The organism is Arcicella sp. BE140 (assembly GCF_031456255.1).
GTDB classification, from domain to species: Bacteria; Bacteroidota; Bacteroidia; order Cytophagales; family Spirosomataceae; genus Arcicella; species Arcicella aquatica.
Genome location: NZ_JAVDUE010000005.1, coordinates 107818 through 120889 on the forward strand (window position 1 = coordinate 107818; position 13072 = coordinate 120889).

The following is a 13072-nucleotide window of genomic DNA, read 5'->3' on the forward strand; positions in this document are numbered from 1 at the left end:
TGATTTGTAGGGTTCTTACACTTGGATGGATTTGATAATATTGTATAATAGCTTGAGAAAATGATATAAATACATGAGATTGATTCTTTCTAATTTTGTGTTGAAGTATAGAAATAGCAAAAGAATAAATAAAATAAATGATATTCTTTAAGGATGAAATGATTATTATAAGCTTTAAGTGCTTAATTGTTGTTGAATTTAAAAAGGACTGATTGGTGGAAATTACCAAATGAATATGGTGAGTTTAATAAAGAAAATAACATTTGTATGCCTTGCTGTTTTATTGAACAGTATCCAGCTTTCTGCCCAGAAAGCTAAAGTTGTTAAGCCTCTTCCACCTGTCTATCTCGAAGCAAATTCGAAGTTGAGTTACACACCAGACGAACAAGGAAATCGTATTCCTGATTTTTCATATTGTGGTTACATGGCAGGGGAAGAAGCCATTCCTAATGTAACTATAAAAGTTATTGTTCCTGTAAAAACTGGAGACGCAACGGTTAGAATACAATCTGCTATTGATTACGTAGCTACATTAACACCTAATAAAGATGGTTTTAGAGGAGTAATTCTATTAGAAAAAGGCATTTATGAAGTATCAGGAAATTTAAGAATACATACTTCGGGTATAGTATTGCGTGGGAGTGGAATGGGAGAAGGCGAAACAACCATATTAGGGAAAGGAGACATTCGTGAAACGTTGATTACTGTTGCAGGGAAAAACGATAAAGTATTAGAGACCGCTGTAAAAATTATTGATACTTATGTTCCTGTAAATTCATCGAAAGTGAAGGTTGAGGCAAATGGTCATTTCAAGGTTGGGGATAAAGTAATGCTTCATAGACCATCTACAAAAGAATGGATTGAAAAATTAGGTGCAGACCATTTTGGTGGGGGAGTCACTGCCTTAGGATGGAAAGCTGGTCAAAGAGATATTTTCTGGGATAGAACAATCGTTGCCATTAATGATAATGAAATTACGTTAGATGCCCCAATCACTACTGCTTTGGATGCTAATTATGGTGGTGCTTATCTTTCAAAATATAGTTGGAATGGCAGAATTGCACAGGTTGGCGTAGAAAATCTCAGGTTAGTATCTAGTTATGATTTAAATAATCCAAAGGATGAAGACCATCGCTGGGGAGCAATTTCATTTGAAAATGTTACTGATGCTTGGGCTAGACAAATAGTGTTCAAGCATTTTGCAGGTTCGGCGGTGAATGTCTTAGAAACAGGAAAACGTATTACTGTAGAAGATTGTCAGTCACTAGCGCCGATTTCAGAAATCGGAGGTCAGCGTCGTTTTACTTTTTTTACTACTGGTCAACAGACGCTCTTCCAAAGATTATATTCAGAATTTGGGTATCATGATTATGCCCTTGGTTTTTGTGCCGCTGGACCAAATGCTTTTGTACAATGCGAAGCACATTTGCCTTTTAGTTTTAGCGGGACAATTGATAGTTGGGCTTCGGGCGTTTTGTTCGATGTAGTAAATATTGATGGACAAGCACTAAGCTATGCCAATCGTGGACAAGATGGACAAGGAGCAGGGTGGACTGCCGCCAATTCTGTTTTATGGCAGTGTTCAGCTTCAAGAGTCGATTGTTTTCAAGCACCAACAGCACAAAATTGGGCTTTTGGTACATGGTCACAATTTACTGGAAATGGCTATTGGGATATGTCTAACGAGCATATTAACCCTAGAAGTTTATATTATGCACAACTAAAAGACCGTATCGGTAGCAAATTAGATAATAGAGCTATTTTGCTACCGATACCATCAGAGGCATCTAGTAGCCCCAAAGTGGAAGTTGCGATGGCTTTGACTGAACAGGCTAAAAATCCAGCATTAACACTTCAAGAATTTATAGCACAAGCAAAAGATAGAGAAGTAATCCCTACTCAAGCAAGCGTGCCAACGATTGACCAAATAGGGATTAAAAAAGTTACGGTACCAGCTAAAGCAGAGGCTTTACAAATTACAAATGGTTGGCTGGTACGTGGAAAAGAATTAGTGGTTGGGAGAAAGCAAGAAGTGCCTTGGTGGTCGGGGAGTGCTAGACCTTATGGTTTAGAAAATGCGAAAGCTCATATTACTCGTTTTGTGCCAGGACAAACAGGAAAAGGGTTGACGGATAATCTGGAAGAGTTAACAGATTGGATGAAAACCAATAACATAAAAGCTATTGACCATAACTACGGACTTTGGTATGAGCGTCGTCGTGATGATCATGAGCGAATCCGTAGAATTGATAGTGATGTTTGGCCACCTTTTTATGAATTACCTTTTGCTAGAAGCGGTAAAGAAACAGCTTATGATGGGTTAAGTAAATATGACTTGACAAAATATAATAAATGGTATTGGAACAGATTAAAACAATATGCTGATTTAGCAGACCAGAAAGGATTGTTGCTGATTCATCAGAATTATTTCCAACACAATATCATTGAAGCAGGAGCACACTATGCCGATTTCCCGTGGAGACCAGCTAACAATATTAATAATACGGGTTTCCCAGAACCAGTGCCTTATGCTGGCGACAAGCGAATTTTTATGGCAGAACAGTTTTATGATGTTTCAAACCCTGTTCGTCGAGAAATCCATAGGGCGTATATACGTAAATGTCTTGATAATTTCAAAGATAACACTGGTGTGATTCAATTAATCGGTGCTGAATATACGGGCCCACTACATTTTGTTCAGTTCTGGATTGATGTTATCAAAGAATGGGAAAAGGAGACGGGTAAAAAAGTAATTGTTGGGTTAAGTACTACCAAAGATGTGCAAGACGCGATACTGGCTGATGATGAAAGAGCGCCAGTTGTTAATTTAATAGATATTCGTTATTGGCATTTTCAGGCAAATGGCAATGCTTATGCACCCTTGGGAGGACAAAATTTAGCTCCTCGTCAACATGCTCGATTATTGAATCCTAAAAAGACTTCATTTGAACAAGTATATCGTGCCGTAGATGAATACAGACAAAAATTTCCAGAGAAAGCCGTCATCTATTCAGCAGATAGTTTTGATGTGATGGGTTGGGCAGTGTTGATGGCAGGAGGTTCTTTGGCAAATATCCCTGTAGTTGAGAATCCACAATTTTTACAAGATGCTAGCTTAATGAAGCCTTTTGAATTATTGGACAAAACAGCGAGTCAATGGGCATTGGGAAATCCAGAGAAAGGGTTTATCATTTATAATGACCCTCAAAATGTGATAAAGCTTGACCTGACCCAACAAAAATCGACCTTCAAAGTAAGTTATATTAATCCAAAAACGGGACAAATTAACAAAGAGGAAGAAAAACTAAAAGGAGGAAAGATTATTCAATTAAAAAATAAATCATCAGAAACAGAGGTGATTTGGCTCAGAAAAATATCATGAAATACAATGCTATGCATAAAGGTTTAATCATCGTTTTTTGTTGTCTAATGGCTATGTCAGCATGTAAGACTGTTAAAGAGGGGAATGAATTGCCAGACTTAAAAGTATCTGCCAATGGAAGATTTATTGCTACTAAAGATGAAAAACCATTTTTTTGGTTGGGAGATACAGGCTGGTTATTATTCAATAAATTGACTCGTGAAGAAACCGAAATGTATCTTGAAGACAGAAAGCAAAAAGGCTTTAATGTAATACAAGTAATGGTGTTACATACTGTTGAGGCTGTGAATGTATATGGTGATTCTGCCTTGGTAAAAAAAGATGTAGCTAATCCTAAAGTGACAGAGGGCAATGATTTTGCGAATGCTGAACAATATGATTTTTGGGACCATATCGACTTTGTAATTAAAAAAGCAGAAGAAAAAGGAATCTATATGGCATTAGTACCTGTTTGGGGTGGTAATGTAAAGGCGGGGCATGTTTCACAAAAGCAGGGCGAAAAATATGCTACATTCTTAGCAAATCGTTACAAGAATCAGTCGAATATTATTTGGCTGAATGGTGGTGATATTAAAGGAAGTGATTCTTTGGCTGTTTGGAAAACCATTGGAAAAACCATTAATGACATTGATGAAAAACATTTAATTACTTTTCATCCAAGAGGTAGAACGTCTTCGTCGGACTGGTTTCACAATGAAAAATGGCTAGACTTCAACATGGTGCAGTCGGGACATAAATCTTATGAGCAAGATACTTCTGCTAATGAAACACGTCATTTTGGGGAAGATAACTGGAAATTTATCAATGATGATTATCGCTTAAAACCTACTAAACCAACAATTGACGGTGAGCCATCTTATGAAGGAATTCCTCATGGGTTACACGACTCGTTGGCTACAAGATGGACAGCCGACGATGTACGTAGATATGGCTATTGGTCAGTTTTGGCAGGGGCTTTTGGCTATACTTATGGACAAAATGAAGTGATGCAAATGCATAAAGGATTTTCGTCCTCTACTTCTTTTGGACCTAGAGAAAAATGGTCGGTTGGGATGAAGGCATTAGGTTCAAGCCAAATGATTCATTTAAAAAATCTGATGCTTTCTAAAGAGTTTTTTGATTTTGTGCCAGACCAGAGTTTAATACTTGATCAAGGAGTAAGGTACAATTATCTATTGGCTACAAAGTCGAAAAATTCGGTCTTAGTCTATACGTATACAGGCAGAAATTTTAAAGTAAGCATGGGTAAAATAGCAGGCGACCAAGTGAATGCGTCTTGGTATAGTCCACGAGATGGCAAATCCATAACAATAGGAGTATTTGAAAATAAAGGTGAACAAACCTTTAATCCTCCTGCTGAACCAAAAGACGGAAATGATTGGGTATTGGTACTAGACTCAAAATAAGTTTTTCATGAAAAAAATAGTTGGAATATTGTTGCTTAGTCTTTGCTTGAGTTCCTGCTCGAAAGATGTATATATGTTTAGTTCATTTCATGAACCTGCTACTGATGGATTACGATTCCTCTATAGCGAAGATGGCTACAAATGGACAGATATGAACCATGTTTTTTTGAAACCTACTATTGGTAATCAAAAAGTAATGCGTGACCCATCAATCGTTCAAGGGCCAGATGGCACTTTCCATTTAGTTTGGACGAGTAGCTGGAAAGGAGATAAAGGCTTTGGTTATGCTAGTTCAAAGGATTTAATCCATTGGTCTGAACAAAAAATGATACCAGTCATGGAACATGAACCTACTACCGTGAATGTATGGGCTCCTGAATTATTTTATGATGACGAAACCAAACAGTTTATCATCATCTGGGCTTCGTGTATCCCATTTCGTTTTCCAAAAGACCAAGAAGCAGAAGACAATAACCATAGAATGTATTACACTACTACGACAGACTTTAAAAACTTCTCGCCGACTAAATTATTAATTGACCCAAAGTTTAGTGTAATAGATGCGGTGATTGTAAAACGGAAAGCAAAAGATTATGTATTGGTTTTAAAGGATAATACTCGTCCAAATAGAAATATAAAAGTTGCCTTTGGCGAAAGTGCTATTGGTCCTTATACCAATGTTTCAGCACCTTTTACTAAGAATTTTACAGAAGGACCAAGCGTAGAAAAAATAGGGAATGATTGGTTGATTTATTACGATTCTTATCATGATAAAAACTATGGCTCGATGAAAACGAGTGACTTTAAAAATTTTACAGAAGTATCAGCACAGACGTCTGTTCCTGAAGGACATAAACATGGAACTATTTTTAAGGTTAAAAAAAGCATTTTGAAATCATTACAAAAAGAGGTTCAGCCAACCAAACAATAGCCAGATAAATATGAATCAATTAAAATATATACTAAGTTGTTTATCTATCATCTTGAGCTTTACAATTAAGGCTCAGGATACAGTGCGTTATATTGGAGAAACACTTTCAAATGTAGATTACCACCACGGGCAACTAAGTCCTGCGGTTGGAGTACACAATATTCAAGTATTTCATGCGAATAGAGAAAATCCTGCATTAGCAGGAGGGAATAATTGGACATATAATCATGCCCCAATGTTGGCATATTGGAATAATACTTTTTATTTACAATACTTAAGTAATCCATCAGGAGAACATATTCCACCCGGACAAACCCTATTGTTAACGTCAAAAGACGGCTATCATTGGTCGACTCCAACGGTTATTTTTCCACCATATAAAATCCCAGACGGTTGGACTAAGACAGGATATAAAGGGGTTGCCAAAGATTTATATGCCGTCATGCATCAACGAATGGGCTTTTATGTATCCAAGAAAAAACGATTGCTGACTTTAGCCTACTATGGCATAACCATGGATGCCAAAGATGACCCTAATGATGGAAAAGGCATTGGTAGAGTAGTAAGAGAGGTTTTTGGAGACGGTAAATTTGGGGAGATATATTTTATCAGAAATAATGCATCATGGGATAAAAGTAAATCTATTTACCCTTTGTATACAGCTAGTAAAGATAAAGGATTTATTGAAGCTTGCGACGAATTATTAGCTACTCCTTTAATGATGCAACAATGGGTAGAAGAAGCTGATAGAGACGACCCTTTGATTCCTCTGAAAAGAGAAGCCAAGGCATTTAGTTATTATCATTTGCCTGATAATAGGGTAGTGGGTTTATGGAAACACGCTCTTACTTCAATTAGTACCGACGAAGGCAAAACTTGGCAGTATAATCCATTAAGAGCACCAGGATTTGTAAATAGTAATGCCAAAATTTGGGGACAAAAAACATCAGATGGTAAATATGCTACCGTGTATAATCCCTCAGAATTTCGTTGGCCTTTGGCTGTTTCTACTAGTAAGGATGGGTTGAATTATACTAACTTACTGTTGGTCAATGGTGAAATTTCTTCGATGCGTTATGGCGGAAACTTTAAGTCTTATGGCCCCCAATATGTGCGTGGAATCATAGAAGGCGATGGCGTAGTGCCTGATGGAAATATGTGGCTTACCTATAGTATGAACAAAGAAGATATTTGGGTGAGCAAGGTTCCAGTGCCTGTGGTAGATGAAGTGAAAAATCACGTTAACGAAGTCTTCGCTACTATGAAAAATGGCGAAGAGCTAAAGTATTGGAATATTTTCAGTCCTATTTATGCCCCTGTGGCTATCGAAAAAATTGCTGATGGTTCAAAAGCATTGGTTTTAAGAGATAAAGATAAATTTGATTTTGCCAAAGCAGAAAGGGTAATTCCAGAATCTAAGAAGGTAGCAGTTGAATTTACCATTATTCCTCAACAATCAGATAAAGGGCTATTGCACATAGACTTTGTAGATGCCAAAGGTACTCCAGCGGTAAGATTGATTTTTGATGCTGATAGTGCATTTAAAGCCAAAGTGGGTTACCGAAATTCGGGTATTATGAAGTACGAAGCCCGACAAGAGTATGCCATCAGAATAGAGTTAGACAGACACAAACGGATGTTTAACGTGTTTGTAAATGGACAAAGCAAAGGAACAAAACTATTTTTTGCACCAGTGGCATCCTTTAAAAGAGTGATTTTTAGAACGGGTGAAATTCGTCGTTTCCCTGATTCAGATACACCAACAGACCAAAGCTATGATTTGAAAAATGCAGGAGAATTAGACAAAGAAGCAGTTTTCATTATCAAATCATTCAAAACAAGTGCTTATTAGTTATGTCCAAAAACATTCTTATATATTTTATTTTTTGTCTGCTAACTATCAAGGCTCAGGCACAAATTGTGTTACCCCATATTTTGGGACATAACATGGTTTTGCAACAAAATAAACCCTTAACTATCTGGGGAAAAGCTTCTGTCGGAGAAAGAGTAAACGTACAATTTGCAGGACAAGACAAAACAGCTTTTGCTGATGAAAACGGAAAATGGGCAGTGGTATTGAAACCCCTGAAGGCATCAAGTACTCCTGCTGAACTCATTATCACAGGAAAGAATATCATAAAACTTCAAAATATTTTGGTAGGTGAAGTGTGGCTATGTTCGGGGCAATCGAATATGGAATATACTATGCGAAAAAATAGCAAAGTAAAAAGACCAAACATAATAAATGAGAATCCTGTAGATGAACTAGAATTTGCTAAAAACCCTCTCATCCGTATTTTTTTAGTCAATCGTAAAGAATTAATTAAGCCAGATTCATTGCATCGTGGCTGGAGTATTGCGAAAGACTCTGCATTACGTTCATTTTCGGCTGCTGCCTATTTCTTTGCGAAAGAATTGCATAAAAATCTAAATGTGCCAATTGGGATGATTTCTTCGGCTATTCCCGGAAGTAGGATAGAACCTTGGATTGCGCAAGAGGCTTTTGAAGCATCTCCTTACTTCAAAGGACAAAAAGTAGAAGGTGAACCTGCTAAATTTTTTGAACCAATGATTCGTCCCTTAATTCCTTTTGCAATGAAAGGTTTTTTGTGGTATCAAGGCGAAACGAACTGTTTTTTAACAGAAACGACGGAATACACACAAAAATTAACAACCTTAATCAATAGTTGGAGGGAATTATGGGGAGATAAAACAATGCCTTTTAACTATGTTCAAATAGCCCCTCATACTTATTCGGAATCTAAAGGGAAATTGGTGTTAACCAGAGAAACGTTACCTGCTTTCAGAGAAGCTCAGACCAATGTATTGAAAGTTCCCCATACTGGAATGATTATTACCACAGATTTGGTCGATAGTATCAAAGACATTCACCCATCTTATAAATGGGAAATTGGAAGACGCTTAGCGCTAGTCGCTTTGCATAATGACTATGGCATGAAAAATATCGTAGCCTCAGGTCCTGTCTTTAAGAAAATGAAAATTAAGGACGGCGTAATTCGTTTAGATTTTGAAGAAATAGGAGGGGGCTTAATCAGTAAAGATGGAAAAGCCTTAACTAATTTTCAGATTGCTGGCGAAGATGGAAATTTTGTGGATGCAGACGCAGTCATCAAAGATAATAAAGTATTGGTTTCCTCACCAACCATTTCAAAGCCAGTAGACGTACGTTTTGCTTGGGATGAAGCTGCTCAACCCAATTTATTTAATCAAGAAGGCTTACCTGCCCGTCCTTTTAGAACAAAGTAATAATGAAGATTACCTTTTTAACCATATTTTTTTGCTTGACTTCTTGGCTCATACAGGCACAAGAAACACAGAAATTGTATTTATCTGGAACAGGAAACGATAAAACTGTTAACTGGGATTTCTTCTGCACAGCAGGAAGAAATTCAGGAAAATGGACGACTATTCCTGTGCCTTCTAACTGGGAATTGCAAGGTTTTGGAAAATACAATTATGGTTTTGCCAAAGATAGTTCAAGAGGAAAAGAAGTGGGGCTTTATAAACATACTTTCAATGTCCCAAATACTTGGAAAGGGAAAAATGTCAACATTGTTTTTGAAGGAGCAATGACTGATACCGAAGTAAAAATCAATGGCAAATCAGCGGGTGCGGTTCATGAGGGTTCTTACTATGCCTTTCGCTATGATATTAGTACGTTGGTAAACGTTGGAACAGAAAATCTTATGGAAGTAACAGTATCAAAACACTCAGCGAATGCTTCTGTTAATGAAGCGGAAAGAAAAGGTGACTTTTGGATTTTTGGAGGTATTTTTAGACCAGTGTATTTAGAGGCTTTGCCAGTACAACACATCGAAAGAGTAGCGTTGGATGCTGATGCACAAGGAAATTTTAAGGCTAATGTTTACTTGAAAAATGGCGTGCTTAATCAAACCGTTGCAGCACAAATTTATACGCTTGACGGTAAGAAAGTAAGCTTGCCAATAACAGCGAAAGTAACGAAGGGTGATGGTACTATAGTGTTAAAAACGTTTGTAAATAATCCTCTTGTATGGTCATCAGAAAAACCGAATCGTTACAAGGTAATTGTAAGCTTGCTAAATCAGAACAAAGTTGTTCATACAGTAGAAAAGAAGTTTGGGTTTCGTTCAGTTTTAGTGAAGCAAAGAGACGGTGTATACGTAAATGGGAAAAAAATTAAGTTTAAAGGAGTAAATCGTCACTCTTTTTGGCCTACTTCTGGTAGGACTACTAGCAAAGATATCAGTGTACTGGATGTGAAGCTAATGAAAGACATGAACATGAATGCCGTTAGGATGTCGCATTATCCACCAGATGACCATTTTTTAGATGTTTGTGATTCCTTAGGATTATACGTAATGGATGAATTGGCGGGTTGGCATGGCAATTACGATACTCCCACAGGTACCAAATTATTAAAAGAATTAGTGGCTCATGATGAAAACCACCCTTCTGTAATTTTTTGGATTAATGGTAATGAAGGCGGACATAATTATGAATTAGATGGAATTTTTCCACAAGAAGATATTCAAAAGCGTCCTGTGATTCACGCTTGGGAAGCTTTTGCAGGGTTTGATACCCAGCATTATCGTGAATATAATTATGGAATTGGGAATTATGACAACGGTCATAATATCGTAATGCCAACAGAGTTTTTGCATGGAATGTACGATGGTGGTCATGGAGCAGGATTAGAAGATTACTGGGAAAAAATGTGGGTAAGTCCTTTGTCAGCAGGCGGTTTTCTTTGGGATTTTGTAGATCAAGGAATTGTAAGAACTGACAAAAATGGGATATTGGATACCGACGGCAACCATGCCGCAGATGGAATAGTAGGTCCTTATCGTGAAAAGGAGGGAAGCTATTTTACCATTAAAGAGGTATGGAGCCCCATAAAGTTTGAAGCTAAGGAAATTACGCCTGCTTTTGATGGCGTATTGAATATCGAAAATCGCTATTCGTTTTCTAATATCAATGAATGCACTTTCTCTTGGAAGTTAAAACAATTTGATAATAAAAATCTGATTGAAAAAGCAGGAACTATTGTTTCTCCTAATATTAAGCCATCCGAAAAGGGAAGTATTAAATTATCCCTTCCGACAGATTGGCAAGCTTATGATGTATTATATGTAACAGCTAAAGATTTTAATAACCAAGAAATTTTTACTTGGAGTTTTAAGATTTCTTTACCAGAAAAAATAGCTAACAATATTGTAAAGAAAGAAAGAAACGAAAAGGCAAAAATTGTAGAAATAGATTCTCTTTATACCATTTCAGTAAAAGACTTAGAAATATCAATTAACAAGTTTACGGGAATCTTGCAGAAAGTTAAAAATAAACAAGGTATCATTCCTTTTAATAATGGTCCTATTGTGCAAGAAGGGGCTACTAATTTTAGAAACTTCGCTTACCAATTTGAAAATAATAATTTAATCATTACATCCACTTTCGATAGAAAGAATAGCTATAATACTTTGCAGTGGACAATTTATCCATCTGGTTGGGTAAAAATGAAGGTGAATTATTTCCCTGGAGATTACTTTACTACCTTTTTTGGAGTGAATTTCTCATTTCCAGAAACAGCAATAAAAGGAGTAGAATATATGGGAAATGGTCCTTTCAGGGTATGGAAAAATCGGATGAAAGGTAATCAGTTTGGCGTTTGGCAAAAAGAATATAATACTACTGAAACAGGAGAAATTCCATTTGTCTATCCAGAATTTAAAGGTTATCATTCAAATATGTATTGGTGTAAGTTTATAGGTAAAGAACAAGCATTTACGGTAGTTACTGAAAATGAAGATATTTTCTTCCGTTTGTTCACACCAGCTTTCAAACAAGACCCTTATAAAAATTATCAAATCAATTTTCCAAACGGTGATATTTCTTTTTTACAGGGCATTGCTGGGATTGGTTCAAAAACCAATAAAACGGAAAATTCTGGTCCGATGGGCATGAAAAATATTTATTACGATTACGAAAAAGAACCTGCCAGAGCCAAAGAATTGATTTTATACTTTGACTTTTCGGGAAATAAGTAGAATAATAGCATTGTCTATTGTAAAATAAACCATTAAATGTGCAAATTTGATTGGAAATTCGACAAAAAGTATGATTATTTGTAAATTTTAGAAGCAAAAAGTTACATTTATGATACACAGAAATATATTTCCATCATTATTAGAGCATTTGTCAAAGCCTCAAGCTACAGTAATAACTGGAATGAGAAGGGTTGGAAAGTCAACCGCTTTGAAATATCTATTGACACAAGTACCACATAATAATAAGGTTTATTTGGATTTGGAAAGGGTTGAAAACCGTTATTTGCTCAATCAAACAAATACGAAAGATATTGAAATTGGCTTGGCAATAGAAGGGATTGACCTTTCAAAACCAGCTGTAATTGCACTAGATGAAATTCAGTTGGTAAACCAAAGTACAAGTGTGATAAAATTCCTATATGACACTTATGGTACAAAATTCATTGTTACGGGATCTAGTTCATTCTATTTGAAGAACCATTTTTCAGAAAGTTTGGCTGGCAGAAAGAGAATTTTTGAGATGTATCCTTTGGATTTTGCGGAATTTGTCGCTTTCCAAGGAGAAAGTCCAACACTTTTAAAACAGTTTGCTGAAGCTCCCTTCCATCTTAGTATTTACCTTAAATGGAAGGCATTATATGAAAATTTTCTAAGTTTTGGAGGATTTCCTGAAGTTGTTTTAGCTGAAACCGAAGAGGATAAAAAAGCTTATTTACGAGATGTAATTAATGCCTACATTGAGTTAGACATAAGGTTATTGTCAGATTTTTCGGCATCAGATGACCTTTATCGATTAGTAAGATTATTGGCTGTAAGAACAGGTAGTAGATTAGATTTTAGCAAATTAGGTGCTGTGCTGGGTATAAATCGTGCGAAAGTAAAAGAGTATATAAGTTTGTTGGAGCATACATATTTTATAAAATCAGTAGGAGCATTTACGCAAAGTTTGGATAAGGAGTTTTCAAAACAAGAGAAAATATACTTAGCAGATACGGGCTTATTACAAGCATTGGCACAAGTAAGTAGCGGACAAGTTTTTGAAAATGCAATTGCTTTACAGTTAAGTCATCTAGGTTCAATTCAGTATTATCAGAAGAAAACAGGGTTAGAGATAGATTTTATTTTAGAGGGTAAAAAAGCAATAGAAGTAAAAGAAACACCGACGCCACACGACGAACAAATATTAAAAAACAGAGCTAAAAGCTTGGGATTGGACACTTATTATTTAGTTGGACGGCATCAATCTCCTAATGATTTCAAAGATTTTGTTTGGGGAGGAAGTTTAATCAGTCAATAAAACCACAAGATT

7 protein-coding genes are annotated in these 13072 nt (G+C 36.3%); all 7 read left to right on the forward strand.

All coding sequences use genetic code 11. The annotated features are described in order from the left end of the window. Positions 1-235: 235 nt before the first annotated feature. The 7 genes from J2Y60_RS09995 to J2Y60_RS10025 all read left to right on the forward strand — a co-directional run bounded on the left by J2Y60_RS09995 (position 236) and on the right by J2Y60_RS10025 (position 13060). Positions 236-3382 (forward strand): DUF6298 domain-containing protein, encoded by a 3147-nt coding sequence (locus J2Y60_RS09995; protein ID WP_309917122.1) that lies wholly within the window; start codon positions 236-238, stop codon positions 3380-3382. Then, entirely contained in the window at positions 3379-4788 is a 1410-nt protein-coding gene (locus J2Y60_RS10000) for a glycoside hydrolase family 140 protein (RefSeq protein ID WP_309917125.1), read from the forward strand. Before J2Y60_RS09995 ends, J2Y60_RS10000 begins: the two co-directional genes overlap by 4 nt. A 7-nt stretch (positions 4789-4795) precedes the next feature. Next, positions 4796-5719, forward strand: coding sequence for a glycoside hydrolase family 43 protein (locus J2Y60_RS10005; RefSeq protein WP_309917128.1), 924 nt, complete (start codon positions 4796-4798; stop codon positions 5717-5719). 10 nt (positions 5720-5729) lie between these two features. Then, complete coding sequence (locus J2Y60_RS10010) at positions 5730-7571, forward strand: exo-alpha-sialidase (RefSeq protein ID WP_309917131.1); 1842 nt, start codon at positions 5730-5732, stop codon at positions 7569-7571. 2 nt (positions 7572-7573) lie between these two features. Further along, complete coding sequence (locus tag J2Y60_RS10015; protein WP_309917135.1) at positions 7574-8986, forward strand: sialate O-acetylesterase; 1413 nt, start codon at positions 7574-7576, stop codon at positions 8984-8986. 2 nt (positions 8987-8988) lie between these two features. Next, positions 8989-11763, forward strand: coding sequence for a glycoside hydrolase family 2 TIM barrel-domain containing protein (locus J2Y60_RS10020; RefSeq protein WP_309917138.1), 2775 nt, complete (start codon positions 8989-8991; stop codon positions 11761-11763). Between the two features lie 109 nt (positions 11764-11872). Next, on the forward strand, positions 11873-13060 hold the full coding sequence (locus J2Y60_RS10025) for an ATP-binding protein (protein WP_309917140.1): 1188 nt from the start codon (positions 11873-11875) through the stop codon (positions 13058-13060). Positions 13061-13072 lie beyond the last annotated feature (12 nt).

Bases quoted from the DNA above. Each gene is read 5' to 3' on its own strand.
- J2Y60_RS09995 (WP_309917122.1), top strand. From the start codon at position 236: ATGGTGAGTTTAATAAAGAAAATAACATTTGTATGCCTTGCTGTTTTA.
- J2Y60_RS10000 (WP_309917125.1), top strand. From the start codon at position 3,379: ATGAAATACAATGCTATGCATAAAGGTTTAATCATCGTTTTTTGTTGT.
- J2Y60_RS10005 (WP_309917128.1), top strand. From the start codon at position 4,796: ATGAAAAAAATAGTTGGAATATTGTTGCTTAGTCTTTGCTTGAGTTCC.
- J2Y60_RS10010 (WP_309917131.1), top strand. From the start codon at position 5,730: ATGAATCAATTAAAATATATACTAAGTTGTTTATCTATCATCTTGAGC.
- J2Y60_RS10015 (WP_309917135.1), top strand. From the start codon at position 7,574: ATGTCCAAAAACATTCTTATATATTTTATTTTTTGTCTGCTAACTATC.
- J2Y60_RS10020 (WP_309917138.1), top strand. From the start codon at position 8,989: ATGAAGATTACCTTTTTAACCATATTTTTTTGCTTGACTTCTTGGCTC.
- J2Y60_RS10025 (WP_309917140.1), top strand. From the start codon at position 11,873: ATGATACACAGAAATATATTTCCATCATTATTAGAGCATTTGTCAAAG.